General features: G+C 67.0%; 26 protein-coding genes and 1 pseudogene. 23 read left to right on the top strand and 4 right to left on the bottom strand.

The features are described from left to right. The first annotated feature begins 96 nt into the window (after positions 1-96). The 7 genes and pseudogenes from AB3X98_RS33660 to rfaE2 all read left to right on the top strand — a co-directional run bounded on the left by AB3X98_RS33660 (position 97) and on the right by rfaE2 (position 6,513). Entirely contained in the window at positions 97-1,089 is a 993-nt protein-coding gene (locus tag AB3X98_RS33660) for a fumarylacetoacetate hydrolase family protein (RefSeq protein ID WP_368606935.1), read from the top strand. 190 nt (positions 1,090-1,279) lie between these two features. After that, the gene (locus AB3X98_RS33655) at positions 1,280-2,410 is read left to right on the top strand and encodes an ABC transporter substrate-binding protein (RefSeq protein ID WP_368606942.1); all 1,131 of its coding nucleotides are present in this window, start codon (positions 1,280-1,282) and stop codon (positions 2,408-2,410) included. A gap of 59 nt (positions 2,411-2,469) precedes the next feature. Next, positions 2,470-3,294, top strand: coding sequence for an enoyl-CoA hydratase/isomerase family protein (locus AB3X98_RS33650; protein ID WP_342949565.1), 825 nt, complete (start codon positions 2,470-2,472; stop codon positions 3,292-3,294). A gap of 109 nt (positions 3,295-3,403) precedes the next feature. Then, positions 3,404-4,168, top strand: coding sequence for a PhaM family polyhydroxyalkanoate granule multifunctional regulatory protein (locus AB3X98_RS33645; RefSeq protein ID WP_368606934.1), 765 nt, complete (start codon positions 3,404-3,406; stop codon positions 4,166-4,168). 30 nt (positions 4,169-4,198) lie between these two features. Then, a pseudogene (locus AB3X98_RS33640) lies at positions 4,199-4,386 on the top strand (patatin-like phospholipase family protein); the annotation flags it as partial. A gap of 599 nt (positions 4,387-4,985) precedes the next feature. Beyond that, complete coding sequence (locus AB3X98_RS33635) at positions 4,986-5,855, top strand: acyl-ACP desaturase (RefSeq protein WP_028201777.1); 870 nt, start codon at positions 4,986-4,988, stop codon at positions 5,853-5,855. A 166-nt stretch (positions 5,856-6,021) separates the two neighbouring features. Beyond that, positions 6,022-6,513, top strand: coding sequence for a D-glycero-beta-D-manno-heptose 1-phosphate adenylyltransferase (rfaE2, locus tag AB3X98_RS33630; RefSeq protein ID WP_342949562.1), 492 nt, complete (start codon positions 6,022-6,024; stop codon positions 6,511-6,513). A gap of 111 nt (positions 6,514-6,624) precedes the next feature. On the opposite strand, the gene AB3X98_RS33625 is transcribed toward rfaE2, so the two are convergent. The 3 genes from AB3X98_RS33625 to AB3X98_RS33615 all read right to left on the bottom strand — a co-directional run bounded on the left by AB3X98_RS33625 (position 6,625) and on the right by AB3X98_RS33615 (position 8,649). Next, entirely contained in the window at positions 6,625-6,864 is a 240-nt protein-coding gene (locus AB3X98_RS33625) for a hypothetical protein (protein ID WP_069265108.1), read from the bottom strand. A 73-nt stretch (positions 6,865-6,937) separates the two neighbouring features. Beyond that, complete coding sequence (locus tag AB3X98_RS33620; RefSeq protein WP_368610376.1) at positions 6,938-7,741, bottom strand: type III pantothenate kinase; 804 nt, start codon at positions 7,739-7,741, stop codon at positions 6,938-6,940. Further along, positions 7,738-8,649, bottom strand: a complete 912-nt coding sequence (locus AB3X98_RS33615) for a biotin--[acetyl-CoA-carboxylase] ligase (RefSeq protein ID WP_368606427.1) — start codon at positions 8,647-8,649, stop codon at positions 7,738-7,740. Before AB3X98_RS33615 ends, AB3X98_RS33620 begins: the two co-directional genes overlap by 4 nt. 329 nt (positions 8,650-8,978) lie before the next feature. On the opposite strand from AB3X98_RS33615, the gene AB3X98_RS33610 reads away from it, so the two are divergent. The 10 genes from AB3X98_RS33610 (at position 8,979) to AB3X98_RS33565 (ending at position 18,283) form a co-directional block, all read left to right on the top strand. After that, on the top strand, positions 8,979-10,112 hold the full coding sequence (locus AB3X98_RS33610; protein WP_069265102.1) for an ABC transporter permease: 1,134 nt from the start codon (positions 8,979-8,981) through the stop codon (positions 10,110-10,112). Next, a complete protein-coding gene (locus AB3X98_RS33605; RefSeq protein ID WP_083245276.1) occupies positions 10,109-11,044 on the top strand; it encodes an ABC transporter ATP-binding protein in 936 nt (311 codons plus the stop codon). Before AB3X98_RS33610 ends, AB3X98_RS33605 begins: the two co-directional genes overlap by 4 nt. A gap of 82 nt (positions 11,045-11,126) precedes the next feature. Beyond that, a complete protein-coding gene (locus AB3X98_RS33600) occupies positions 11,127-12,092 on the top strand; it encodes an MlaD family protein (protein WP_069265099.1) in 966 nt (321 codons plus the stop codon). 117 nt (positions 12,093-12,209) lie between these two features. Continuing rightward, the gene (locus tag AB3X98_RS33595; protein ID WP_342949627.1) at positions 12,210-12,854 is read left to right on the top strand and encodes an ABC-type transport auxiliary lipoprotein family protein; all 645 of its coding nucleotides are present in this window, start codon (positions 12,210-12,212) and stop codon (positions 12,852-12,854) included. A 69-nt stretch (positions 12,855-12,923) separates the two neighbouring features. Then, positions 12,924-14,288: a VanZ family protein gene (locus AB3X98_RS33590; protein ID WP_368606426.1), complete on the top strand. Its 1,365-nt coding sequence runs from the start codon at positions 12,924-12,926 to the stop codon at positions 14,286-14,288. A gap of 163 nt (positions 14,289-14,451) precedes the next feature. Further along, positions 14,452-14,778: a ferredoxin gene (locus AB3X98_RS33585; RefSeq protein ID WP_069265095.1), complete on the top strand. Its 327-nt coding sequence runs from the start codon at positions 14,452-14,454 to the stop codon at positions 14,776-14,778. Between the two features lie 46 nt (positions 14,779-14,824). Continuing rightward, on the top strand, positions 14,825-15,457 hold the full coding sequence (locus AB3X98_RS33580) for an alpha/beta hydrolase (RefSeq protein ID WP_368606425.1): 633 nt from the start codon (positions 14,825-14,827) through the stop codon (positions 15,455-15,457). A gap of 269 nt (positions 15,458-15,726) precedes the next feature. Further along, complete coding sequence (locus AB3X98_RS33575; protein ID WP_368606424.1) at positions 15,727-17,031, top strand: D-alanyl-D-alanine carboxypeptidase family protein; 1,305 nt, start codon at positions 15,727-15,729, stop codon at positions 17,029-17,031. Beyond that, positions 17,028-17,993, top strand: coding sequence for a D-amino acid aminotransferase (locus tag AB3X98_RS33570; RefSeq protein WP_368606423.1), 966 nt, complete (start codon positions 17,028-17,030; stop codon positions 17,991-17,993). The genes AB3X98_RS33575 and AB3X98_RS33570 overlap by 4 nt, the downstream gene beginning before the upstream one ends. Next, a complete protein-coding gene (locus AB3X98_RS33565) occupies positions 17,990-18,283 on the top strand; it encodes a DUF493 family protein (RefSeq protein ID WP_342949555.1) in 294 nt (97 codons plus the stop codon). The genes AB3X98_RS33570 and AB3X98_RS33565 overlap by 4 nt, the downstream gene beginning before the upstream one ends. A gap of 84 nt (positions 18,284-18,367) precedes the next feature. Here the strand turns inward: AB3X98_RS33565 and AB3X98_RS33560 are convergent, their stop codons facing one another. Beyond that, a complete protein-coding gene (locus AB3X98_RS33560) occupies positions 18,368-19,345 on the bottom strand; it encodes a transcriptional regulator GcvA (protein WP_069265086.1) in 978 nt (325 codons plus the stop codon). A gap of 101 nt (positions 19,346-19,446) precedes the next feature. Between AB3X98_RS33560 and AB3X98_RS33555 the strand changes: the two genes are divergently transcribed. The 6 genes from AB3X98_RS33555 (at position 19,447) to AB3X98_RS33530 (ending at position 24,825) form a co-directional block, all read left to right on the top strand. Next, positions 19,447-19,773, top strand: a complete 327-nt coding sequence (locus tag AB3X98_RS33555; protein ID WP_069265084.1) for a DUF2917 domain-containing protein — start codon at positions 19,447-19,449, stop codon at positions 19,771-19,773. Between the two features lie 110 nt (positions 19,774-19,883). Then, the gene (lipB, locus tag AB3X98_RS33550) at positions 19,884-20,798 is read left to right on the top strand and encodes a lipoyl(octanoyl) transferase LipB (RefSeq protein ID WP_368606422.1); all 915 of its coding nucleotides are present in this window, start codon (positions 19,884-19,886) and stop codon (positions 20,796-20,798) included. 13 nt (positions 20,799-20,811) lie between these two features. Next, positions 20,812-21,813, top strand: coding sequence for a lipoyl synthase (gene lipA, locus AB3X98_RS33545; RefSeq protein WP_368606421.1), 1,002 nt, complete (start codon positions 20,812-20,814; stop codon positions 21,811-21,813). A 249-nt stretch (positions 21,814-22,062) separates the two neighbouring features. Next, the gene (gene tauA / locus AB3X98_RS33540; protein ID WP_368606420.1) at positions 22,063-23,115 is read left to right on the top strand and encodes a taurine ABC transporter substrate-binding protein; all 1,053 of its coding nucleotides are present in this window, start codon (positions 22,063-22,065) and stop codon (positions 23,113-23,115) included. Between the two features lie 16 nt (positions 23,116-23,131). Further along, the gene (locus AB3X98_RS33535; RefSeq protein WP_368606419.1) at positions 23,132-23,941 is read left to right on the top strand and encodes a taurine ABC transporter ATP-binding protein; all 810 of its coding nucleotides are present in this window, start codon (positions 23,132-23,134) and stop codon (positions 23,939-23,941) included. Next, entirely contained in the window at positions 23,938-24,825 is an 888-nt protein-coding gene (locus tag AB3X98_RS33530; protein ID WP_368606418.1) for an ABC transporter permease subunit, read from the top strand. Before AB3X98_RS33535 ends, AB3X98_RS33530 begins: the two co-directional genes overlap by 4 nt. Positions 24,826-24,896 lie beyond the last annotated feature (71 nt).

The following is a 24,896-nucleotide window of genomic DNA, read 5'->3' as shown; positions in this document are numbered from 1 at the left end:
CGTACGGCGACTGGGGGCGTACGGCACGCCCGCTTGGGGCCCGCCGATTCACCATCGTAGAATACATTTCCCTTATCGTCACTCACGTCTGATTCCATGAAACTTGCCACGCTGAAGGACGGCACCCGCGACGGCCAGCTGATCGTCGTTTCCCGCGACCTGCGCAGCGCCGCCATTGCCGACGCGATCGCACCCACGCTGCAGCGCGTGCTCGACGACTGGCGCTTTTACGCGCCGCAGCTCGCCGAGCTGTACGACGCGCTCAACTACGGGCGCGCGCGCAACGCGTTCAGCTTCGACGCGCGCAATTGCATGGCGCCGCTACCGCGTGCGTACCAATGGGCGGATGGCTCGTCGTACGTGAATCACGTCGAACTCGTGCGTCGCGCGCGCGGCGCCGAGATGCCCGCCGAATTCTGGACCGACCCGCTCATGTACCAGGGCGGCAGCGACGACTTCATCGGGCCGTGCGACGACATCGTGTGCGCGTCCGAGGCGTTCGGCATCGACTTCGAGGCCGAAGTCGCCGTCGTGACCGGCGACGTGCCGATGGGCGCGAGCCCCGACGAAGCGCTGCGGGCCGTGCGGCTCGTTGCGCTCGTCAACGACGTCTCGCTGCGCAATCTCATTCCCGCGGAACTCGCGAAGGGCTTCGGCTTTTTCCAGAGCAAGCCGGCCAGCGCATTCGCGCCGGTGATGGTCACGCCCGACGAGCTCGGCGAGCACTGGCGCGAAGGGCGCGTGCACCTGCCGCTCATCGTGCACTGGAACGGCAAGAAGGTGGGTCAGCCCGATGCCGGCACGGACATGGTGTTCCACTTCGGCCAGCTGATCGCGCACGCTGCGAAAACGCGCAATCTGCGCGCGGGCGCCATCGTCGGTTCGGGCACGGTCTCGAACAAGGACACAAAGCGCGGCTACTGTTGCATTGCCGAGAAACGCTGCCTCGAAACGATCGAAAGCGGACAGGCGAGCACCGAGTTCATGAAATTCGGCGACAGCGTGAAGATCGAGATGCTCGACGAAGCGGGCAAGTCGATTTTCGGCGCGATCGATCAGGCCGTGGCGTCGCTCCACGGCGAGCATTGACACGCAAACGCTGAAGGGTTTCGCCGGATGCCGCGCGCCACGCGTGCGGCTACACTGGCGAACGCCCTTTTTCTTCGAGCGCATCGGGCAGAGCAGTCAAGGTACGAGCCGTAGAAGCACGCAGCATCCGAACGTAAAACGACAAGGAGACACCGTGAACGCTTCTCGCCCCAGCCGTCTTGCTGTACGCATCGCCCTGCTTTTTTCTGTCTGTGCGCCCACGATCGCGCTCGCGCAGGTCAAGATCGGTCTCGTGCTTTCGCTCACGGGTCCGGCCGCCTCGCTCGGCATTCCCGCGCGCGAGACCGCCGCGATGTTCCCCACCGAGATCGCGGGTCAGAAAGTTCAGTACATCGTGCTCGACGACGCCTCCGACACGACCCAGGCCGTGCAGGACACGAAGAAGCTCATCGACGAGCAGCATGTCGATGCGATCATCGGCTCGTCGATCACACCCAACTCGCTCGCGATGCTCGACGTGATCGCGCAAGGCGAGACGCCCACGATCTCGCTCGCATCGTCGGCGAAGATCATCGAGCCCGTCGACGACAAGCGCCACTGGATGTTCAAGACGCCGCAAACCGACGCGATGATGGCCGGCGCGATCATGGAGCACGCAGCCGCGCACAACGTGAAGACGCTCGCCTATATCGGCCAGGCCGACGCGCTCGGCGAGACGTTCTACGCCGAGATTGCGAAGGCCGCGCAGCAGCACGACATCAAGCTGGTCGCGAACGAGCGCTTCAATCGCACCGATCCGAGCGTGACGGGGCAAGTCCTCAAGATCGTCGCGGCGCACCCGGATGCCGTCGTGGTCGGCGCGGCCGGTACGCCCGCCGCGCTGCCGCCCAAGGCGCTCAAGGAGCGCGGTTACAAGGGCGTCATCTATCACAACCACGGCGTGGGCAACCGCGACTTCCTGCGCGTGTGCGGCGCCGACTGCAACGGCACGTTCCTGCCCGCAAGCCAGGTGCTGGTGGCGGCGCAACTGCCCGAGGACCAGCCCGGCCGGCGCCTCGCGCTCGACTATATTTCGCGTTACGAGGCCCGTAACGGCGCGGGCACCGTGTCGGCATTCGGCGCCTACACGTGGGACGCGGGGCTCCTGCTGCAGAACGCGATACCCGTCGCGCTCAAGTCGGCAGCGCCCGGCACGCCCGCGTTTCGCCGCGCGCTGCGCGACGCGCTCGAAGCGACGCACGGGCTGCATGACACCAATGGCGTCGTCAACATGAGCGCCACCGATCACCTCGGCCTCGACGCGCGAGCGCGCGTGATGGTCGAGATCCACGATGGCAAGTGGATGTATCAGCCGCATTGATGAGCGGCAGTGCCATCGCTTTCACGTAATCAGTAATCCGAAGCAAAGGAGGTCCGCCCATGAACGATCCTTTTTACGCCCACTATCACGCTTTGCGCGTGCGGCGGCACGAGCACGGCATCGTCGAGATCGTGATGAGCGGCGAGGGCACGAACAAGAGCGGCCTCGCGACCGCCGACGCCAACATGCACCGCGAACTCGCCGAGATCTGGCGCGACGTGGATCGCGATCCCGACGCGCGCGTCGCCGTGATTCGCGGCGAGGGCAAGGGCTTTTCGGCGGGCGGCGACTTGCAGCTCGTCGAGGACATGGCCACGCATTTCGACGTGCGCGCGCGTGTGTGGCGCGAGGCGCGCGACCTCGTCTACAACGTGATCAACTGCGGCAAGCCGATCGTCTCGGCCATGCACGGTCCGGCGGTGGGCGCGGGGCTCGTCGCGGGACTGCTGGCCGACATTTCCATCGCCACCAAAACGGCGCGCATCATCGATGGCCATACGCGCCTGGGCGTCGCGGCGGGCGACCACGCGGCGATCGTGTGGCCGCTGTTGTGCGGCATGGCGAAGGCGAAGTATTACCTGCTGCTGTGCGAGCCGGTGAGCGGCGAGGAGGCGGAGCGCATCGGCCTCGTCTCGCTCGCCGTGGACGAGAACGACTTGCTGCCGAAAGCGTTCGAAGTGGCGAAGCGCCTCGCCAACGGTTCGCAAACCGCGTTGCGCTGGACCAAGTACGCGCTCAACAACTGGCTGCGCATGGCGGGGCCGAACTTCGACACGTCGCTCGCGCTCGAATTCATGGGCTTCGCGGGACCCGATGTGCGCGAAGGCGTGAAGTCGCTGCGCGAGCGGCGCGCGCCGGAGTTTCCGGGCGGCGATCCATTCTGATTCGCGCTTTCTGCCGATTTCTGGTTTTACGCGCGCTATCATCGAAGAGATCGTTTCGTGCCGCCCGCGCGCGCGCATTTGACCACCTATCTATGCGAGGGAGTACCGCATGACCGACTCAGCAGGCACCATGCCGCCGTTCCCGGGTTTTCCGGGCTTTCCGCCCGCCGAAATGCTCGACCAGATGTGGGGGATGATGCGCCTCACGCCGTTCGGCGGCGCGTTTCCAGGCGGCGAACCGGGCGTGGCGCAAGCCTTTGGCCCGCCGCTTTCGATGATGACCGACATGATGACGCCGCTCACCAACATCGAGGAACTCGACAAGCGGATCACCGATCTGCGCGCCGTCGAGCAGTGGCTCAAGCTCAATCTCGGTATATTGCAGTCCGCCATCCAGGCGCTCGAGGTACAGCGCGCCACGCTCACCACGCTGCGTGCGTTCGGCGCGTTCGCGCAGGCGCAGATGACTCCGACGCACGCCGAATCCGAAGCGCCGAGAGCGGGCGCCGCGCGCGAGCGGGCTACCGAGCCCGAGGCCGCGAACGCAGGCGCTGCGTCCGAAGGTGCGGCAGCCGCGCCGCCGGGCTTCGACGCGGGTTCGTGGTGGAATCTCGTCCAGGCGCAGTTCAACCAACTTGCGCAATTCGCGATGGCGCAGCCCGCCGCCGCGGCGCAGGCCGCGCAAGCGGCGGCGCAAGCGGTGAGCGAGGCGCAGGCGAAGACCGAAGCCGCCACGGCCAAACGCAGCAGCACCGCCAAGCGGAGCAGCAACACCGGCAACGGCAACGGCAATGGCAACGGCAATGGCAACAGCGGCGGCGCAGGCCGCAGCGCGCCGCGCGGCGCGAAGAAGGCGCCGGCGCAGCCCGAATAAGGCGCGCCGCGGCGGTCGCCGTCACGGCGCAGCTATTCGTCGGGGCGGCACGTCACGTTCTACCAGGTGCAAGCCGATTGTCGTGGCGGCGCGTGCAACGCACCGCGCGCATGGTCGCGCTCACGCTCGCGCATCTGCTCGCTTCGGCGGCGATTCCATTCGTGTTCCCGGCCGTGCGTCTCGAACTCGACGGCCGCCACGAATATTTCGGCGACGGCTGAATTGATCGAGCTGGGTGACCACGACACGCTCGCTCAATGCGACGTTCTTTTGACTTGGCTCAAAGCTCCGACAGACGGCGCGATCATGGATTTCGGGGCGCGGCGGAACTGAAACATCGGCATGCTATTATTGTGTAAGGTTTTTCCGGTCATTTGTGGGAGTTGCGGACGGCGTTGCGACGCTCCGCCGCGCAGGTTCCACGGCCTTGACGGGCGGGATGTCGGCCCATTGGAAAATCAGCCAGCAGGTGTGTCAAAAAGACGTCGACGTGAGGTGCGAGAATGCGGCATTGTGTCGCATAGCCGCGCGGCGATGGCTTGCATGCCTTGCCGGTATCGGTAGTGATCAGCGGTATCAGGCGGCCGGGTTCGAGGAACGGAGCAGCTACCCAGAATCCACGACGGCGCCTTCATTCCGGTTGGCTGGATTGTCGTGGGGCAACGCGTGTTGCGTTCGCCGGTCTGCGATTGCGTCCAGAGGGCCGGATACCGCGTAAAATTAAATGCTTTTTGCCTGCGCGGCCGCGTTGTATGCGGGCACGCGGCACGCTACGAATTCGTCATGCGCGCGTTTTGCGCAGATCAGGGGCGGGACTATGAACACGATGCTTTATCCGGAACTTTACAAATCGCTCGAATCGGTCCGATGGGACATGGAAAAGGACATTCCCTGGGACAAGTTCGATGCGTCGCTCCTTACCGATGAGCAGGCCGCGACCATCAAGATGAACGCGATCACCGAATGGTCGGCGCTGCCGGCCACGGAAATGTTCCTGCGCGACAACCATCACGACAGCGACTTTTCGGCGTTCATGAGCGTGTGGTTCTTCGAGGAGCAAAAGCATTCGCTCGTGCTCATGGAATACCTGCGCCGCTTCAAGCCGGAAATGGTGCCGACGGAAGAAGAGTTGCACGCCGTGCGCTTCGAGTTCGATCCGGCGCCGCCGCTCGAAACGCTCATGCTGCACTTCTGCGGCGAAATCCGCCTGAACCACTGGTATCGCCGTGCCGCCGAATGGCACACGGAACCGGTCATCAAGGCCATCTACGAAACGATTTCGCGCGACGAAGCGCGCCACGGCGGCGCCTATCTGCGCTACATGAAGAAGGCGCTCAACAATTTCGGCGACGTCGCGCGCGCGGCGTTCGCGAAGATCGGCGTGCTGATGGCTTCGGCGCGCCGCACCGAAAAGCCGCTGCACCCGACGAATCTGCACGTGAACCAGGCGCTGTTCCCGCGCGACACCGTGCAGTCGCGCCTGCCCGACCCGGAATGGCTCGAGCGCTGGCTCGACGAGCAGATCCGTTTCGACGACGGCTGGGAAAAGAAGGTGATCGAGCGCATTCTGCACAACCTCTCGATCCTGTTCGAGCGCACGTTCACCACGGCGCAGGAACTGAACCGCTATCGCAAGGAAGTGGTGCAGCGCCTGCAGGCCGAGCAAGGCACGCAACAGCCGGCCTGACGCGCCGGGACATCTCGCGTGCGTGCTTTCGTGGCGCGCCGCGACCGGGACGGCCCGAAGCGCTTCTCGCGTGACGGGCCGTTTTCGTTGGCGCGCGTCTCACTGGCTTGCTCAATGCGGCTAGCCCAAATCGATCCGCGCCTATTTTTTATCCGAGCCTCATTCCATGCCCGCTTCCTTCGAACGCAAGATCACGACCCGCGAGGCGCTCGCGCAACTGCGCGCCTCGCTGCCCGGCCCTGTGGTGTTCACCAATGGCGTCTTCGACATCCTGCACCGCGGACACGTCACCTATCTCGCCGATGCGAAGGCGCTGGGCGCCACGCTGATCGTCGGCGTGAACAGCGACGCGTCGGTGAAGATGCTCGGCAAGGGCGACGACCGCCCCATCAACAACGAGAACGACCGCATGGCGCTGCTGGCGGCGCTGGAGAGTGTGGACTGGGTCGTGCAGTTCGGTGAGCAGACGCCCGTCGAGCTGATCGGAGCCTTGCGCCCGGACATTCTCGTGAAGGGCGGCGACTACGACATGGACGCGCTGCCCGAGTCGGCGCTGGTGCGCGGCTGGGGCGGTCGGGCGCTCGCGATCGCCTTCGAGCACGACCGCTCCACGACGAAGCTGCTGCAGAAAGTGCGCGCGCAGGAAGGATCGAAGTAAGTCGCGACGTACGTCCGCACGATGTGGCGGACGATGCAAAACCGGCCGCAGGCCGGCCCGCCCAACGCATGGGCGCGCCCGACCCCCGGCCGGTTGCGTTTGAGCTGTCGCTTACTGCGTGAGGGTCGACGCCTGCACCGACGGTTCCGTCACCGGGCCGCCGACGGTCGGCACGTCGGCCGATTCGGACGGCCGGATCGGCTTCACCACGAGCCGCTCGGGGTGGATCTGCCGGTTCAGGTGCTGGGTTTCGCGCGAACCCGACGAGGGCGTCGGGCCGAACACGCCGCCAATGGCCGCAAAGGCCAGGCCGTTGGCGAGAATCAGAATGGCGATCAGCCAGCGCAGCATCGTGTGAAGCTCCTTCGAAAACGTTCGTTCAGTTTCAGGGCCGGATATAAGCGGCGCGCGGGTGACGCGCGTCTCAGGACTGCGCCGCGATGAGCGCCAGGCCCGACAGCACCAGTGCGTCGTGGCGAGTATGCGGCACCTTGAGCGCCGCTGTCATTTCGGCCGCTGCGCCGCCGCTCACCACGAGCCGCACTGGCATTCTCCACGCATCCTGTAGATCCGCCCAGGCGCGCTCGATGAGCGCGGCCTGCGCGAGCGCACAGCCCGCCGCAATCGAGCTTCGCGTGTCGGTGGCGAAAACGATGCCTGGCTGGGCAGCATTCGCCATGCCGCCGGCGACCACGGGCAGCTGCGCGGTGTGCTCGCCGAGCGAGCGCATCATGAGCGTGAAGCCCGGCGCGATCATGCCGCCCACGAAGGTGCCGTCGGCGCGCAGCGCTTCGAGCGTGGTGGCCGTGCCGAATGTTGCGATCAGGAGCGGCTCGTCCGGATAGGCGGCGTGCGCGCCGATCATGCCGGCCCAGCGGTCGCTGCCGAGCGCGTCGGGCGTGGCATAGCCGTTCGTCACGCCGCACTGCTGCGCGCAGGCCCGCACGACAGTGCGCGGGAGACCGGGCCAGTGCGCCTCGACCAGCGCGCCGAGGCGATCGCCCACCGCCGCGCCCGCGACGTTCGATATCCACGCGCCGGCGGGCCGGGGCAGCGTCGCCCATTCTTCGCTGCTACCAGCTTCATGAGCGATGGGCGCGGATTGCGCGCCGTCGTCGCGCACATGATCCATCGTTCCCGCGTGCAGGCGCGACCCATCCTGCGCGACGAGCGCCCATTTGATCCGGCTGTTGCCTGCATCGATGAGGAGGAAGGGGCCGCGGCTCATGCGCCGCTGTCCGCGAGCCGCAGCGACACGTCGCCGGCCGTGACGGTCTCGCGCCCGTTCGGCGTATCGAGGAGCAACTGGCCGCGCTCGTCCACACCGGTCGCGGTGCCGCGCAGCAGTTCCTTGCCCTGCTCGTAGATGGCGACCTCGCGGCCCGCGTACGCGTGGCACGCGTTCCAGCGCGCCTGGAAGGGCGCAAAGCCCGCCGCGCCGAAGCGTTGCAGCGCGGCTTCGAGTGCGTTGAGTTCGGCGGCGAGCGTGTCGGTGAGATTGGCGTTCGGCCACGCGCGCGAAAGCGCCGTGGGCATTGTGCCGGGCACGACTGCCGCGCTGCCGCCCGCGGCGTTGAGCGCCTCGACGCTGGCGGCGAGCGCATCTTCGCCGCGCACGTTCGTGCCGATGCCGATCACGACCGCTGTGGCGTCGGCGGTGGTCCAGGCGGTTTCCACGAGGATGCCCACCAGCTTGTCGCCTTCGAGCAGCACGTCATTGGGCCACTTGAGCGCGATTTGTCCGGGCGCCGTGACGGGCAGCGTGCGCAGGCCGTCCACCAACGCCGAGCCGACGGCGAGGCTCAAGCCCGCAAGCCCTTCGATCGGGCGCGGCAGCACGCAGCCGATCGAGAACAGCAGTGCGTCGCCGGGCTGCGCGACCCAGGTGCGGCCGCGCCGGCCCCGGCCGGCCGTCTGCAGATAGGCCACGCGCACGATCGGACGTGCGAGGGCGTCGCGCTTTTGCGGCAGCGCCTTCAGGCGCGCCATGAGGTCGGCGTTGGTCGAGCCGGTTTCCTCGACGATCTCGATGGGCCAGTCGTGTGCGGCCGGGCCGAACAGCGTGATCGCGCGGTCGCGGTCGATGCGCCAGTCGCCGGCGCTCGGAGTCTCGGGGGTGGGGGGCGTCGCATTCATGTCTCATATTGTAGTGGCTGGGGCGCGGGAACAGCCCGCAACGCTGGTTTCGACCCGAAAGGTGGGCAATCCACATGCCACCCACAGGCAGCTCACAGGTTATCCACGGAATCGTCCACAGGCGCGAAGGTGGCAATCGCCCCGTCGATTCCCCGCAATTTGCCCAATCTTTAGGCAATTCACAGGCCGCCCACAGGCAGTCCACAAGTTATCCAGAGAGTTGCCCACAGTTCGCCTCGCGTCTGAAAGCCAACCGTGCGCTTTCGGACCGACGAAACGGGGCGCGTTCGCTACAATGTTTGCTCACCCCGTCCGTCGAGTGCTTACCCTTGAATCAAGACACGCCGCCCGGCCTTGAAGTCTCGGCCGGCACCCACGGAAAGACCGTGCGCCTGTCTGGCCAGTGGACGGCGCTCGCGCTCGCGCGCGACCGCGATCAGGGCGGCGCCGCGCGCCGTCTGCGTGCGCTCGCCGAAGAGCGCGTGGGCGCTTGGGACCTCTCGGGCGTCGAGCGCATGGATCACGTCGGCGGCCAGGCGCTCTGGCGCGTCTGGGGCCACAAGCTGCCGGCCGACCTCGTCGACCTCACGCAAACGCAGCGCGATATCTTCGAGCGCATCGCCCTGCTCGACTCCGTGCGCGAGCCGGCGGAGCGCATCGTGCGCATCGATCCGGTCACGCAGCTCGGCCTCGCGATCTTCTCGTTCTTCGACCACCTGTACGGCGGCATCGCCATGTTCGGGCGCGTGATCCTCGATCTGCTGCTCGTGGTGCGCAAGCCCAAGGTCACGCCATGGATCGAGATTTCGGCAAACATCTACAACGCCGGTGCGCGCGCGCTGCCGATTACGGCGCTCGTCGCGTTTCTGATCGGCATCGTGCTGTCGTACCTCTCGGCGCAGCAATTGCGCCTGTTCGGCGCGAACCAGTTCATCGTCAATATCCTCGGCCTTGCGGTGATCCGCGAACTCGGGCCCGTGCTCTCGGCGATTCTCGTGGCGGGGCGCTCGGGCTCTGCCATCACGGCACAGATCGGCGTGATGCGCGTGACCGAAGAACTCGACGCCATGCGCGTGATGGGCATCTCGCACGGCCTGCGTCTGATCCTGCCTCGGGTGATCGCGCTCGGCATCGCAATGCCGCTGCTCGTGATCTGGACCGACATCATTGCGTTGCTAGGCGGCGCGATCGCGGCGAAGATCGTGCTGGGCATCGACATTTCGTGGTTCATGCGCTCGATGCCCAGCGTCGTGCCGATCGCCAATCTCTGGATCGGCCTCGGCAAAGGAGTGGCGTTCGGCATGCTGGTGGCGATCGTGGGCTGTCACTTCGGCTTTCGCATCAAGGCGAATTCGCAGAGCCTGGGCGAGGGCACGACCACGTCGGTCGTCACGTCGATCACGATCGTGATCCTCGCCGACGCCGTGTTCGCGATCCTGTTCCAGAACGTGGGGCTTTCATGAGCACGACTGGCACGACGGTTACGACGATCGAGACGAAAACGACCGGCACGATCACCACGCCGCTCAAGGAGGTCGCGCAGGATCTGCCGCTGCCGACCATCGGCGAGCCGGTGATCGAGGTCCACAACCTCTCGAAGCGCTATGGGCGCAACGTCGTCCATCAGCATCTGAACCTGGAAATTCGCCGTGGCGAGATCGTCACGCTGGTAGGCGGCTCGGGCTCGGGCAAGACCACGCTCGTGCGCCAGATCCTCGGGCTCGAGAAGCCGACCTCGGGCACCATCAAGATGTTCGGCGAGAACATTTCGACCATCGACGCCGAGCGTGCGCGCCTCATGCGCACGCGCACCGGCATGCTGTTCCAGCAGGGCGCGCTGTTCTCGTCGCTCACGGTGTTCGACAACATCGCGCAGCCCGTGCGCGAACTCGGCAAGGTGCCGGCCGGCCTGCTGCGCGACATAGTGATGCTCAAGCTCGAAATGGTCGGGCTGCCGTGCAAGCACGCGTCAAAAATGCCGGCCGCGCTCTCGGGCGGCATGATCAAGCGCGTGGGCCTCGCGCGCGCGATCGTGCTGGAGCCGGAGCTGCTCTTTCTCGACGAACCCACGGCCGGGCTCGACCCGCGCTCCTCCGACGAAGTGGTGGAGCTCATCAGCACGCTGCACCGGGCGTTGGGGCTCACGGTGGTGCTCGTCACGCACGACCTCGACGCCATGGTCGCGCTCTCCACGCGCGTGGCCGTGCTCGCCGAGCGCAGGGTGCTCGTGGCGGCGCCCGTGGAAGAGGCGGCGAGCGTCGATCATCCGTTCATCCGCGAGTACTTTCTGGGCATGCGCGGTCGCCGCGCGCTCCAGGCGCTGCCGCCCGAGCGGCGCGCAAAGCTGCCGCCGGCGGCGCTCGCTCCCGCAGCCGTGGGGTACAAGCCGTGGTAGGGCCCGCGCGCGCCGCTATCCGGCTCGATCGGCCTGACCGGCTCAACCGGCGCGCCGCGGCCGCCAAAGAAGGAATCTGACGATGGAAAACAAACCGCATGCGTTCTGGGCGGGCATGTTCACGATAGGGCTGCTCATCGTGATCGCGCTTGTCGTCGTCTTCTTCAGCGCCGATCGGGCCGTGCGCGTGCCGTACGACCTCATTTCGCGCTCGAGCGTGACGGGCCTCTATCCGGACGCGGCGGTGCGGTTTCGCGGGATCGACGTGGGCAAGGTGCAGTCGATCAAGTTCGATACCCAGCATCCGGGCCAGATCCGCATTCGCATTCTCGTCGACCAGAAGGCGCCGATGACGCGCTCCACCTTCGGCTCGCTCGCGCTGCAGGGCGTGACGGGCATCGCGTTCGTGCAGCTCGACGACAACGGCGTGGACCTCTCGCCGTTGCATTCTTCGCCAGCGCGCGTGGCCGAGCTGCCGCTGCGCCCGGGCTTGCTCGACCAGCTCCAGCGCCGCGGCGACGCGCTCCTGCGCAAGCTCGACAACATTGCCGGCGACATCGACGAAATGCTCTCCGAGGACAACCGCAAGCAGGTGATGCAGGCCGTGAACAGCCTGCAGCAGGCCGCGAGCAGCGTGAACGTGCTCGCCGAGCAGCTCCAGCCCGCCACGAAGCAGCTACCGGGCGCGGTGACGCAGCTGCAGCACACGCTGCAGTCGACCAACACGCTGATCACGAGCATGAACCGCCCGGACGGCCCGTTCCAGACCAACCTGAACAAGGCCGGCACGGCGGCGGCCCAGGCCGGCGCGGCGCTCACCTCGATCGACACCTCGATCCAGGACCTGTCGGCGCGCGTGGGCTACGACACGCTGCCGCGCGTCGACTCGCTCACCGACGATGTGCGCTCGGCCATGCGCGCCGTGGACCGCGCGGCGGGCACCTTCAGCACGAGCCCGCGCAGCGTGCTGTTCGGCGGCGCGCCGCAGCCGGCGCCCGGGCCCGGCGAGGCGGGCTTTGCGTGGCCGGCTACTGCGGGGACGAGGTAGGCCGCGCCGCTGCCTGACGGTCCTACGGGACACCCATTCGATGCACTTCGCGCGGCGCATGCGCCGCGCGCCAAAGAAGGAAACGCAATGTCACGCACATCACGCCTGCCACCATCGATGCAACGCGCTGCAGCGGCCGGCTCAGCCTGGCTGGCGGCGCTCGCGCTCGGTGCGCTCCTCGCCGCCTGTGCGAGCAATCCGGCGATCAACGAGGCTCGCTACGACCTCGGCCTGCAGTCGTCGCAGGAAGCGCCTGGCGCCCAGGCCGCCCCGACGGCGCCCGGCGCGCCGGGTGCCAGGCCGCTTTTGAAGGTGCTGGCGGTGAGCGCGCCGCCGCCGCTCGATAACGACGGCATCCTCTACCGGATGAATTTCGACTCGCAGCGCACGGCGCGCTACGCGAACAGCCGCTGGACGATGTCGCCCGCGCGGCTGCTCACGGAACGTCTGCGCACGTCGCTCGGCGCGCACGCGACGGTGCTCGCGGGCGGTGACGCCGTGCAGGCGCCGATGCTCAAGGTCGAGCTGTACGAGTTCGAGCAGGTGTTCGAGAGCCCGACGCAAAGCGCGGGCGTGCTGGCTGCGCGCGCAACGCTCATGCAGGGCGGCAGGGTGCTGGCGCAGCGCTCGTTCGCCACGCGCGCGCCGGCGCCCACGCCCGACGCCGCGGGCGGCGTGCGTGCGCTGCAGGCGGCCAGTGACGATTTCGCCAATCAAGTGGGCGCGTGGCTGAGCACGCAGTCGTTCGCGGGCACGCCTTGAGGGATATAGAGAGGCGTCGCGCGATTGCGATGTGCGGCGTGACATCGGGGGCAAGGGCGGGATAGCGGCATGATCGAAGCGGGACGGCTCCGGCTGCGCGCCCCGCACGGCGGGCGGCGCGGGATGGACGGCGACGAGGGTGGTCAAAGCGGTGGCCAAAGCAACGGCCAGGGCGCTGGCGACGAACGCGGTGCGATCGCCAGCGGCGACACGCCCGCGTCGTCAGCGCCATCGCCATCGCCATCGCCTGCCGCCGCACGCGAGCCGCTGCCGCGCCAGGCCTCGACGCTCTCGCGCCAGGCACTCGCGCTTTACACGGCGCTGATCGTCTACGGCTCCTGGTATCCGTTCACTGGCTGGCGCTCGCTCGGCCTCAGTCCCTTCGCCTATCTCGGCGATCCGTGGCCACGCTACTGGACGGTGTTCGACATCGTCACCAACGTGCTCGGCTACATGCCGTTCGGCGCGCTCGTCGTGCTCGCCGCGTGGCCGCGCTGGCGCGGTTGGCTCGCCGTGTTGCTCGCCGCCATTGCGGGCACGCTGCTCTCGGGCGTCATGGAGGCCGTGCAGACCTGGCTGCCCACGCGCGTGGCGTCCAATCTCGATCTCGCCTCGAACGCGCTCGGCGCATTGCTCGGCGCGCTCGTGGCGGCGCCCGCCACCGGCGCGCTGCTCGAGCGCGGCTTCCTGCGCCGCCTGCGCTTTCGCTGGTTCGAGCGCGACGCGGCCGTGCTGATGGTGCTCGCGGGGCTTTGGCCGTTCGCGACGATGTATCCCACGCCGCGCCTCTTCGGCTTGGGCGAGTGGGCGCGTGCGCTCTGGCAGCGCCTCGACGTCTCGATGCAGGACGCTGTGCTCGCCTGGACGCCTGCCGCCTGGCATCTGCGCTCGCTGCCCGACATGCTGGCCGCGCGCCTGCCCGATAGCGGCTGGGAGGCGATCGTCACGACGCTGAACCTGTTCGGCGCGGCGGCGTTCGCGACGCTCCCCATGCGCTCGCGGGCGCCGCGCGCGCGGCTCGTCATTGCGCTGATTGCGGTGACACTCGTCGTCAAGGTAGGCGCGACCTTTCTGCAGTCGCAAAGCGGCCTGATCTTCGACTGGGCGACGCCGGGGGCGCTCGCGGGCCTCGTGTGGGGCACGCTGCTCGCGTTTCTCGCCTTGCGTCTGCCGCGCGCCGTGCGCGCCGCGGCGGCGACGCTCGCGCTCGCGGCGGCTCTCGTGTTCGTGAATGTGCTGCCCGTGAATCCGTATTTCGACGTCGTGCTCGCGGACTGGCGCCAGGGCCGCTACCTGCACTTCAACGGCCTCGCGCGCTGGCTCGCGTGGACGTGGCCCTGGGCCGCGCTCGCATGGACGGCGTTCTCGCTCGAACGCGCGTGGCTCGTGCGGCGCGCGCGCCGGGCCGCGAAGCGCGCTCGCCACGACCGGTGAGGGCGCGCGGCGCTCGCAAGAGCGTTCACACCGCGCTCGCTATAATCGACCGGATCGCCGCGCAGCCACGCTCGCGCGCCACGCAATGTATTGCCGCCAAGGCGGGCCACACGCTTTCAGCAAGCCCGCGCTCACTGCGCGACACTCACCGGTGCCCCACGCCATGACCGATTCGTTCTACAAGTACCACGTCTTTTTCTGCCTGAACCAGCGCGACCCCGGCGCGGACCGCCCGAGCTGCGCGAATTGCAACGCACAGGCCATGCAGGAGTACGCGAAGAAGCGCGTGAAGCAGCTGGGCCTCGCCGGTCCCGGCCAGGTGCGCATCAACAAGGCGGGCTGTCTCGATCGCTGCGAGGAGGGCCCGGCCGTCGTCGTGTATCCGGAAGGCACGTGGTACACGTATATCGACGAGAGCGACATCGACGAAATCGTCGTCTCGCATCTGCAGAACGGCCAGGTGGTCGAGCGCCTGAAAATCGATCGCTGATTGCTCCAATGCACGGCCAAACAGTACCCGTAAGGACTGCCGCACGATGAACGCCCAGACACATAAATTCCAGATCGACGGTCCGGTCGGCAAGATCGAGTGCGCGCTCGACGTGCCCGACGCCGGCACGACACCGCGCGGCATTGCGCTCGTCGCGCATCCGCATCCGCTCTTTGGCGGCACGATGGACAACAAGGTTGCGCAAACGCTCGCGCGCACGCTCGTGCAACTCGGCTACACGACCTATCGCTCGAACTTTCGCGGCGTGGGCGAAACGGCGGGCACGCACGACAACGGCATCGGCGAACAGGACGACCTGCTCGCACTCATCGCCTACATGCGCGCGCAACCGGGCCACGCCGACGTGCCGCTCGTGCTCGCGGGCTTTTCGTTCGGCACCTTCGTGCTCTCGCACGTCGCGAAGCGCTACCTCGAAGCGGGCGGTGCGATCGAGCGCATGGTGTTCGTCGGCACGGCTGCGAGCCGCTGGGAAGTCGCGCCCGTGCGCGACGACACGCTGGTGATCCACGGCGAGCTCGACGACACCGTGCCGATTCTCTCGGTGTACGAATGGGCGCGTCCGCAGGAATTGCCGGTCGTCGTGATTCCGGGGGCAGAACATTTCCTGCACCGCAAGCTGCATATCCTCAAGCGCATCATCGTCGAAGCGTGGCGCTGAAGCGTCGGCCCCACAGTTTCGGGGCCCGATGCTAGCCCTTCGTCACCTCGCGTATGTCTGCCGAAATGCGTGAAAAATGCACGACAGGTATGCGCAAACGTGTGACTTAGCGAAAATTCGCCACGACGTGACGCGTATAATGTTCGCCAATTTTGTGCTTGCTGCGCCGCGACCGGCGCATGCACGGCACCCGCATTCCGGCTTTCACCGACCGTGCGCCGCATGGCGCGCTACGTTCATCCCGTCCCAATTCAGCCCGACCTGAACCTATGCGTTTTCTCTCCTCCGGCCAACCGTCTTCTTTCGTTCCTTCCTCCGTCGTCCGCAATGTCACGCTCGCAACGCTGCTGCCCGCCACACTTCTCGTGAGCGCGAGCGCGTTTGCCCGCACGCCCGCACCCGCCGGCGCGAAAGCGCAGGCACAGCCGCAGGCGCAGGTGTCTGCCGGCGCCGCCGCAGACCAGGTGCTTGGCGGCCTGCCGCCGCCCGGCGTGAACGCGCGCTCCTGGGTGCTCGTCGACGCCACCGCGAACCAGGTGCTCGCCTCCGGCAACGCCGATGAGCGCGTCGAGCCCGCATCGCTCACGAAGCTCATGACCGCGTACCTCGTGTTCGAGGCGCTGCAGAGCAAGAAGATCTCGATGGACCAGATCATCGAGCCGAGCGAAGCCGTGCGCCGCGTGAAGAACGACGAGTCGCGCATGTTCATCGAAGCCAACAAGCCGGTCTCGGTGCATGACCTCGTGTACGGCATGATCGTGCAGTCGGGCAACGACGCGGCCATCGCGCTCGCCGAACTCGTGGGCGGCAGCGAGGCGAACTTCACCAACATGATGAATGCCGAGGCGCAAAAGCTCGGCATGACGCACACGCATTTCGCCGACGTGAACGGCATGCCCGACCCGAATCACTACACGACGGCCGGCGACCTCGCCAGGCTCTCCGCGCGCCTGATCCGCGACTATCCCGAGTACTACGAAATCTTCTCGGTCAAGGAATTCAAGTACAACAACATCAAGCAGCCGAACCGCAATCGCCTGCTGTGGATCGACCCGACCGTCGACGGTCTGAAGACCGGCCACACCGAAGCTGCGGGTTACTGCCTGATCGCATCGGCCAAGCGTCCAATCGCGGGCGGCGCCTCCCGCCGTCTCGTTTCGGTGATGATGGGCGAGCCGAAGGAACACGACCGCGTGCAGGACAGCCTGAAAATGCTGAACTACGGCTATAGCGCATACGACACCACGCGCATCTATCAGGCGAACCAGGCCGTGGCGACGCCGCGCATCTACAAGGGCACGCTCGACGCCGTGAAGGTCGGCGTGCAGAAGGATCAGTTCGTCACGCTGCCCAAGGGCGCCGCCGAGAAGGCCAAGCCGCAGGTCGAACTCAGCAGCCCGCTGATCGCGCCGCTCGCCGTTGGCCAGCAGGTCGGTTCGGCGAAGTTCGTGGGTGCGGACGGCAAGGTGCTGGCGCAGGTTCCGCTCGTCGCGCTCGAAGCCGTGCCGCAGGCCGGTGTCGTCGGCCGCGTGTGGGATTCGCTCATGCTCATGGTCAACAAGAAGAAGTCATGACGTCCGCTTCAGCGACGCAGGCGGCCGAGCCGCTCGTCTGGCTCAACGGCGAGCTCACGCCGCTTTCCGAAGCACGCATTCCCGTGCTCGATCGCGGCTTCATCTTCGGCGACGGCATTTACGAAGTCGTGCCCGTCTATGCGCTCGCCGATGATGAAGGCACGGTGCGCGTGCCGTTTCGCATCGCGCAGCATCTCGCGCGGCTCAAGCGCTCGCTCGAGAAGGTCGGCATCGCGAATCCGTTCGACGAAGCAGGCTGGCGCGCGCTCCTCGCGCGTCTCGTCGAGGCGAACGAAGCGGCGGGTGCGCTCGCGCGCGATGCCCACGCCAACTTCTACGTGCAGGTGACGCGCGGCGTGGCGCCGCGCGGCCACGCCTTCCCGGCGGCGGCCACGCCCACCGTGTTCGCGATGGTCAATCCGCTCAAGCTGCCGGGCGTTGCACAGCGCGAACAAGGCGTGCGCTGCGTGACGGCTGAAGACAAGCGCTGGCTCAATTGCGACATCAAGTCGACCTCGCTGCTCGGCAACGTGTTGATGGCGCAGCACGCGGCGGAAAACGACGCGTTCGAAACGATCCAGCTGCGCGACGGCTGGCTCACCGAAGCGTCCTCGTCGAACGTGTGGGTCGTGAAGGGCGGCGCGCTCTTTGCGCCGCCGCGCAGCAACCGCATTCTCGAAGGCATTCGCTACGGCCTGGTCGAGGAGCTGGCCGGGGAGTGCGGCGTGCGCTTCGAAGCGCGAGAGATCGCCGAAGCCGAACTGCGCGAGGCGGACGAGATTCTCGTGACCTCGGCAACGAAGGAAGTGCTGGCGGTCGTCGCGCTCGACGGCAAGCCGGTAGGCGGCGGCAAGCCGGGCCCGGTCTATGCGGCGCTTCACGCGGCGTACCAGCGCGCGAAGCAACGCGAGGCGCAGGCATTGCGTGCAGCAGTTGCCGAGCTACAGGAAGTGGAGAAATGAACGTGACACAACAGGCAAACACCCCCGCAGCGAAAGAATCGCTGATCGAATTCCCCTGCGACTTCCCGATCAAGGTGATGGGCAAGACGCATCCGGAATTCCAGGACACCATCGTGACGGTGCTGCGCGAATTCGACGGTGGCTTCGACGCCGCGACCATCGAGACGCGTCCGTCGAGCGGCGGCAACTACACGGGCCTCACCGTGACGGTGCGCGCCACGAGCCAGGCGCATCTCGACGACATCTATCGCGCCCTCACCGGGCATCCGATGGTGAAGATCGTGCTGTAAGCGAGCAGAAGGCGTTCGAACGAAAAGGGCCGCAATATGCGGCCCTTTTTGCATCGGGCGCCGCATCTGGCGTCCAGTGGATCATCAAGGCATGTCGCCGATGCGCGCGCGCTGCGCCGCGGCGGCGGCCGTCATCAGCGGACCGGCTTCGCAAGCGTCCTCGTAGAGCCGTCGAAAGCGCGCGACCTCGTCGAACACCCAGTCGCGGAACGCCTGCACGCGCTCGGTCTGCATGCGTTGCGGCGGGCAGATGAAGTAGTAGCGCCACGGGCTCGGTCCGTCGATGTCCTTGAAAAGGCGCACGAGGCGCCCGCGTGTGATCTCGTGCATGGCGAGCGAGCGGCGCACGAGCGCGATGCCCTGGCCGTCCATCGCCGCCTGAAGCAGGTTCGACGAATCCTGGTAAAGCACGCCGCGCTTCGGCTCGGGCAGGTCCTGGAGGCCAGCGGCGTCGAACCACGGCCGCCACAGTTCGTCGTCCGAGCGCAGTAGCGGCAGCTTCGCGAGTTCGTGTGGATCGGTGGGCAGATTGCCGCCGTTGAATTCGGGCGAGCAGGCGGGAAAGAAGATTTCGTCGAGCAGCAGTTCGGCGTGCAGCCCCGGATAGTGCCCGTAGCCGAAGCGGATGGCGACATCGACGTCGTCGCGCGCGAAGTCGGTGAGCGAATTCGTCGATTGCAACTCGACGTCCCACTGCGGATGCGCCTCGATGAAGCGGCCGATGCGCGGCGTGACCCAGCGCGCCGCGAACGACGACAGCATTGAAACGACGAGCCGCCGGTCGCGGTCGCCGGCGCGGATTTCCTGGGTGGCGTGCGCGAGCTGGCTGAGCGCGTCGCGCACCTGGCCGGCGTAGCGGCGGCCGGTGTCGGTTACGCGCACGCGTTTGCCGTCGCGGGCGAAGAGCGCCACGCCCAGTTCCGCTTCGAGCGCGCGAATCTGGTGGCTCACGGCGCCGTGCGTGACGAAGAGTTCGTCGGCGGCGCGCGAGAAGCTTTCGTGGCGGGCGGCGGCTTCGAAGGCCTTGAGCGCATTCAGCGCGGGTAGCTGGCGCAGATCCATATCGTATTTTTTCTCACATAGGCGTGAAAATTGATCGTTTTGCTCGACCCCTTATGGTGTCTACGATTGTAGCTATCGAAGCAGGTCATTCGGAGTCGAAAATGAGAGAAATTTCTTCGGATATCACGTTTGAAGTGGCGGCCGGCCAAACGGCTTCAGTGCGCGTCGCGCGCAGCACGCGGCTGAGCGTGAAGTGCGGCACCGTCTGGGTCACGCGCAGCGACGACACCGCCGACTACTGGCTCGAACCCGGCCACACGATGCGGCTGCGGCGCGGCGAGCGCCTGTGGATCGGCGCGGAAGGCGGCGCGCCCGCGTGGGTGGGGTTCGCCGCGCCGGCGCGCCTGAGTGAGCGCGTGGTCGACCTGGCCGCGCGCGCCGCACAGCGCGCAGGCGTTCACATCGGCGACGGCTGGCGCACGGTTTGACCTGACGGCTCGTCACTCGAAAGCGGCGACGATGGGAAAGCCACCCATCGCCGCCGTTGTCCGCAGCATGCCCGGCGCGCTCGCCCCGAATTCGGTAAACTCCCGAAATCATGTGCGCCACCCCGGTTTCACCCTCGCAAATTCATTCCGACCCCGGCGCGGCCGCGGTCGCGTCTCGAACGGCAAGTTCGTCCATCGTCGTGCGCTGGCGCGGCAACGAGGCTTATCAAGCAAGCTTTGACGCCATGCGCGAGTTCACGGCCGCCCGTGACGCCAATACGCCCGATGAAATCTGGCTCGTCGAGCATCCGCCCGTGTTCACGCTCGGCCAGGCCGGCAAGCCTGAGCATCTGCTGGTGGCGAACAGCGGCATCCCGCTCGTACAGATCGATCGCGGCGGGCAGATCACGTATCACGGGCCGGGCCAGGTGGTGGCCTACCTGCTGCTCGACCTGCGGCGCCGCAAGCTGATGGTGCGCGAGCTCGTCACGCTCATCGAGGACGCCGTGATCGAAACACTGGCGGCGTATAATCTCGCGGGCGAGCGCAAGGCCGGCGCGCCCGGCATTTACGTGCCAGAAGGCGCCAGCGGCGCGAGCGCCGCGCACCCGGGCGCGAAAGTCGCCGCCCTCGGGCTGAAGATCCGCAACGGCTGCAGCTATCACGGCGTGAGCCTCAACGTGTCGATGGATCTGAACCCATTTCTGGCGATCAATCCGTGTGGATACGCCGGTCTCGAAACCGTCGATATGGCCACGCTTGGCGTCCGGGCGGACTGGCGCGACGTCGCCGCCACGCTGGCGGCGCGGCTCGAGGCGAATCTCGCGGCGCACGCAGCAACACTTCTCGCGGTAGCCGAAGCGGCTGCCACAGACCCTTCAGCCGAAGCGGCCGGGACGAAACCGGTCGCAGAGGCGGCTGAAAAGGAAGCGGCCGCTTACGCGGCCGCGATGGACCCGGCCGAAGCGGCCGTATCAGGCGGGCAACCGCCGCAACCGCAGGCTGGCGTTGCACCGGCGGCCTGACTGGATCGAAAGCATGACTGACGTAACCGCGAACCCCGCCGCAAACTCCGCTGGCACGAGCGCCGACGCCGTTGCCTACGACGCCACCGCAAAACAGAAGGCGCAGGCCAAGACCTCGCGCATTCCGATCAAGGTCATTCCCATCGAGAAGCTGAAGAAGCCCGAGTGGATCCGCGTGAAGGCGGCCACGGGCAACTCGCGCTTCTACGAAATCAAGAACATCCTGCGCGAGCACAACCTGCACACGGTGTGCGAGGAAGCGAGCTGCCCGAACATCGGCGAGTGCTTCGGCAAGGGCACCGCGACGTTCATGATCATGGGCGACAAGTGCACGCGCCGCTGCCCGTTCTGCGATGTGGGCCACGGCCGCCCCGATCCGCTCGATCCGGATGAGCCGGCGAACCTCGCGCGCACGATCGGCGCGCTCAAGCTCAAGTACGTCGTGATCACGAGTGTGGACCGCGACGACCTCCGTGACGGCGGCGCCGGCCACTTCGTGGAGTGCATCCGTCAGGTGCGCGAGCAATCGCCCGAAACGCGTATCGAGATTCTCACGCCGGACTTCCGCGGCCGTCTGGATCGCGCGCTGCAGATCCTCAATGCCGCGCCGCCCGATGTGATGAACCACAATCTCGAAACGGTGCCGCGCCTCTACAGGGAAGCGCGCCCGGGTTCGGATTACGCGCACTCGCTCAAGCTGCTCAAGGACTTCAAGGCGCTGCATCCCGAAGTCGCGACGAAGTCGGGCCTGATGGTGGGACTCGGCGAAACCGAAGAAGAAATTCTTCAGGTGATGCGCGACCTGCGCGCGCACGACGTCGACATGCTGACGATCGGCCAGTACCTCCAGCCTTCGGAGCACCATCTGCCAGTGCGTTCGTATGTGCATCCCGACACCTTCAAGATGTACGAGGAAGAGGCGTACAAGATGGGCTTCACGCACGCGGCCGTTGGCGCGATGGTGCGTTCGAGCTATCACGCCGATCTGCAGGCGCATGGGGCAGGGGTGGTTTAAACAATTCCCCGCTTCTCGCAAGCACCCAGTCGAAAGGCCCGCTGAAAAGCGGGCTTTTTGCTTTTTTGCGTCGCGCCGCGCTCGAACAGCGCGATGCATGCATCGATTCCCGCACCATCCACCTCAACGCGAAAAGCAATGCTCCAGCAGCGTCATTAGCTAACGCGGATAAGTTAGAACCGGCCGCCGCCAGACTCCCTATAGTCGGAACCTTCATTCACTCGAACGTCGTTTCGCCGGAGTCTCCCGATGAACCCTCGCGCTATCCCTGCATTCGCACGCCGCCCGCACATCGCCGCCGTCGCATTCGCCGCCGCCTGCCTCGCTAGCGCGTTCGGCGCGCCGCGCGCGCACGCCGAAACGCGCGAGGTCGTGATCGCGTATCAGGACATGGTGGTGCCGTGGCGCTACGCGCAGGCAACCGGCGAAGTCGAGAAGGAAACGGGCTACAAGGTCACCTACCGTAAGCTCGCGAGCGGCGCCGATGTGATCCGCGCGCTCGCCTCGGGCTCGGTGCAGCTCGGCGAAGCCGGTTCGAGCCCGATTGCGGCGGGCCTCTCGCAGGGCGTGGATCTCTCGCTCTTCTGGATTCTCGACAACATCAACGACGCCGAAGCGCTCGTCGCGCGCGACGGTTCGGGCGTGACGAGCATCGCGGGTCTGAAGGGCAAGACGATCGGCGTGCCGTATGTCTCGACCTCGCACTTTCACGCGCTCGTCGCGCTGCAGAACGCGGGCGTGAATCCCGCCGACGTGAAGATCGTCAACCTGCGTCCGCCCGAGGTCGCGGCCGCCTGGCAGCGCGGCAACATCGACGCGACCTACATCTGGGACCCCGTGCTCGCGCAGGTGAAGAAGAACGGCAAGGTGCTGGTGACTTCGGGCCAGGTGGCGAAGGCCACGGGCAAGGCGACCTTCGACGGCTTCGTGGTCGATCGCAAGTTCGCGAAGGACAACGGCGATTTCGTCGCCAGGTTCGTGAAGGTGCTGGCCGCCGCCGACGCCGATTACAGCGCGCATCGCACGGCATGGAACGCGGCTTCGCCGCAGGTGCTGGCGGTGGCGAAAGAGTCGGGTGCGAATGCCGCCGAAGTGCCCGCGAGCCTCGCGCTCTACGCGTTCCCCACGCCCGCCGAGCAGGCCTCGAAGACCTGGCTGGGCGGTGGCGCGCAGTCGGGGGCGGCGCAGTCGCTGCTCGCCACGGCGGCCTTCCTCAAGGAGCAAGGCACGATCCAGAACGTGCTGCCCGACTATTCGGTAGGCGTCGATCCGCAGTACGTGCAGCGCGCCGCTGCGCATTGAACGCAAGGAGCAACCCATGAGCGCGCTCGAGATCCGCGATCTCACCGTCATCTACGAAGGCGCTCGACGTGACGCTGCGCCGAACGTCGCGCTCGCGAACGTGAACCTCGACGTGGCGAGCGGCGAGTTCGTCGTGGCGCTCGGCGCTTCGGGCTGTGGCAAGACCACGTTGCTCAACTGCATCGCGGGCTTCATCGAGCCGGCGCTTGGCGAGGTGCGCGTGAACGGCGCGCGCGTGGAGGGGCCGGGCGCCGAGCGCGGCGTGGTGTTCCAGAAGCACGCGCTCCTGCCGTGGCTCGACGTGCTGGATAACGTCGCGCTCGGCTTGCGCTTTCGGCGCGTGCCGAAGGCGCAGCGCGAGCGCATCGCGCGCGAGCAGCTTGCGCTCGTGGGCCTGGAAGCCCAGGCGCGCGAACGCGTGTATGCGCTCTCGGGCGGCATGCAGCAGCGCGTGGGCATTGCGCGCGCGCTCGCGAGCGATCCGCAGATCCTGCTGATGGACGAGCCGATGGGCGCCCTCGACGCCATGACGCGCGAGCAGGTCCAGACGCTCGTGCTCGACGTCTGGGCGCGCACGCAGAAGACGGTGTTCTTCATCACGCACAGCGTGGAGGAGGCGCTCTTTCTGGCGACGCGCATCGTCGTCATGACGCCGGGCCCGGGCCGCATCGAGCGCGAGTACGAGGTGCCGTTCGCGCGCCGGTATTTCGCCACGCGTGACGCGCGCGCCGTGAAGTCGTCGCCGGAGTTCATCGCGTGGCGCGAGCGGCTGGTGGAATTGCTGCATGCAGACGCGGGCGCACATGCACACGAGGAGCCGGTATGAGCGTGTCGCACGAATCGTTGAGAGAAGTCGCGCTTAAAGCGGCCCGCGCGCTGCCCCGCACTGACGAGGCGCACGCGGCGCAAACGGCGCGCTCCAAAGTCTGGCGCATGCCCGGCGAAGGCCCCACGGCGGCGCTGAGCGCGGCGTCGGTGGCGGCGCTCGCGCTGCTCTGGTGGCTCGCGACGCACCTGCACTGGCTGCCGCCGCTTTTCCTGCCGACGCCGGAAGCCGTCTGGCAAGCCTTCACGGACGCGCTGCACGGCCGCATCCAGGGGGGCCTGCCGCTCTCCGAGCATCTGTTCTGGAGCGCGCTGCGCGTGTTCGGTGCGTTCTTGCTGGCGGTGGTGACGGCCGTGCCCGTCGGCATTCTGATGGGCGTCTCGCGCATCGCGCGCGGCCTGCTCGATCCGCCGCTCGAGTTCTACCGGCCGCTGCCGCCGCTTGCCTACCTGCCGCTCGTGGTGATCTGGTTCGGCATCGACGAAACGGCCAAGATCGTCGTGATCTGGCTCGCGTGTTTCGCGCCCATCGCTATGGCCGCGCGCGCCGGCGCGAAGAGCGCGAGCGTCGAGCAGATACGCGCGGCGGCGTCGCTGGGCGGCAGCCTCGCGCAGATCGTGCGCTTCGTCGTGCTGCCCGCCGCGCTGCCGGAGATCCTCACGGGCCTGCGCATCGCCATCGGCTTCGGCTGGACTACGCTCGTGGCCGCCGAGATGGTCGCCGCGACGGCAGGTCTCGGGCAGATGGTGCTCAACGCGTCGAGCTTCCTGCGCACCGACGTCGTGGTGATGGGCATCGTGCTGATCGGGCTCATTGCCTGGTTCTTCGACCTCGCCATGCGCGCGCTCGAACGGCGCCTCGTGCCGTGGAAGGGACGCGGCTAAGGCGGCTCCCGTCTTTCTGGAAATCCGAACGCTCATAGGGCGCGATTCTGGAAAACCAGATTCGCGCCTTG

It is taken from the genome of Paraburkholderia sp. BR14312 (assembly GCF_040948675.1).
GTDB lineage: Bacteria > Pseudomonadota > Gammaproteobacteria > Burkholderiales > Burkholderiaceae > Paraburkholderia > Paraburkholderia nodosa_A.
Note: the sequence above shows the minus strand (reverse complement) of the source record. Positions and strands in the feature narration are given on the sequence as shown.

What these genes read in the sequence shown, in the direction of transcription:
- AB3X98_RS33660 (WP_368606935.1), top strand. Translation starts at nt 97, where the DNA reads ATGAAACTTGCCACGCTGAAGGACGGCACCCGCGACGGCCAGCTGATC.
- AB3X98_RS33650 (WP_342949565.1), top strand. Translation starts at nt 2,470, where the DNA reads ATGAACGATCCTTTTTACGCCCACTATCACGCTTTGCGCGTGCGGCGG.
- AB3X98_RS33645 (WP_368606934.1), top strand. Translation starts at nt 3,404, where the DNA reads ATGACCGACTCAGCAGGCACCATGCCGCCGTTCCCGGGTTTTCCGGGC.
- AB3X98_RS33635 (WP_028201777.1), top strand. Translation starts at nt 4,986, where the DNA reads ATGAACACGATGCTTTATCCGGAACTTTACAAATCGCTCGAATCGGTC.
- rfaE2 (WP_342949562.1), top strand. Translation starts at nt 6,022, where the DNA reads ATGCCCGCTTCCTTCGAACGCAAGATCACGACCCGCGAGGCGCTCGCG.
- AB3X98_RS33625 (WP_069265108.1), bottom strand. Translation starts at nt 6,864, where the DNA reads ATGCTGCGCTGGCTGATCGCCATTCTGATTCTCGCCAACGGCCTGGCC.
- AB3X98_RS33620 (WP_368610376.1), bottom strand. Translation starts at nt 7,741, where the DNA reads ATGAGCCGCGGCCCCTTCCTCCTCATCGATGCAGGCAACAGCCGGATC.
- AB3X98_RS33615 (WP_368606427.1), bottom strand. Translation starts at nt 8,649, where the DNA reads ATGAATGCGACGCCCCCCACCCCCGAGACTCCGAGCGCCGGCGACTGG.
- AB3X98_RS33605 (WP_083245276.1), top strand. Translation starts at nt 10,109, where the DNA reads ATGAGCACGACTGGCACGACGGTTACGACGATCGAGACGAAAACGACC.
- AB3X98_RS33600 (WP_069265099.1), top strand. Translation starts at nt 11,127, where the DNA reads ATGGAAAACAAACCGCATGCGTTCTGGGCGGGCATGTTCACGATAGGG.
- AB3X98_RS33595 (WP_342949627.1), top strand. Translation starts at nt 12,210, where the DNA reads ATGCAACGCGCTGCAGCGGCCGGCTCAGCCTGGCTGGCGGCGCTCGCG.
- AB3X98_RS33590 (WP_368606426.1), top strand. Translation starts at nt 12,924, where the DNA reads ATGATCGAAGCGGGACGGCTCCGGCTGCGCGCCCCGCACGGCGGGCGG.
- AB3X98_RS33585 (WP_069265095.1), top strand. Translation starts at nt 14,452, where the DNA reads ATGACCGATTCGTTCTACAAGTACCACGTCTTTTTCTGCCTGAACCAG.
- AB3X98_RS33580 (WP_368606425.1), top strand. Translation starts at nt 14,825, where the DNA reads ATGAACGCCCAGACACATAAATTCCAGATCGACGGTCCGGTCGGCAAG.
- AB3X98_RS33575 (WP_368606424.1), top strand. Translation starts at nt 15,727, where the DNA reads ATGCGTTTTCTCTCCTCCGGCCAACCGTCTTCTTTCGTTCCTTCCTCC.
- AB3X98_RS33570 (WP_368606423.1), top strand. Translation starts at nt 17,028, where the DNA reads ATGACGTCCGCTTCAGCGACGCAGGCGGCCGAGCCGCTCGTCTGGCTC.
- AB3X98_RS33565 (WP_342949555.1), top strand. Translation starts at nt 17,990, where the DNA reads ATGAACGTGACACAACAGGCAAACACCCCCGCAGCGAAAGAATCGCTG.
- AB3X98_RS33560 (WP_069265086.1), bottom strand. Translation starts at nt 19,345, where the DNA reads ATGGATCTGCGCCAGCTACCCGCGCTGAATGCGCTCAAGGCCTTCGAA.
- AB3X98_RS33555 (WP_069265084.1), top strand. Translation starts at nt 19,447, where the DNA reads ATGAGAGAAATTTCTTCGGATATCACGTTTGAAGTGGCGGCCGGCCAA.
- lipB (WP_368606422.1), top strand. Translation starts at nt 19,884, where the DNA reads ATGTGCGCCACCCCGGTTTCACCCTCGCAAATTCATTCCGACCCCGGC.
- lipA (WP_368606421.1), top strand. Translation starts at nt 20,812, where the DNA reads ATGACTGACGTAACCGCGAACCCCGCCGCAAACTCCGCTGGCACGAGC.
- tauA (WP_368606420.1), top strand. Translation starts at nt 22,063, where the DNA reads ATGAACCCTCGCGCTATCCCTGCATTCGCACGCCGCCCGCACATCGCC.
- AB3X98_RS33535 (WP_368606419.1), top strand. Translation starts at nt 23,132, where the DNA reads ATGAGCGCGCTCGAGATCCGCGATCTCACCGTCATCTACGAAGGCGCT.
- AB3X98_RS33530 (WP_368606418.1), top strand. Translation starts at nt 23,938, where the DNA reads ATGAGCGTGTCGCACGAATCGTTGAGAGAAGTCGCGCTTAAAGCGGCC.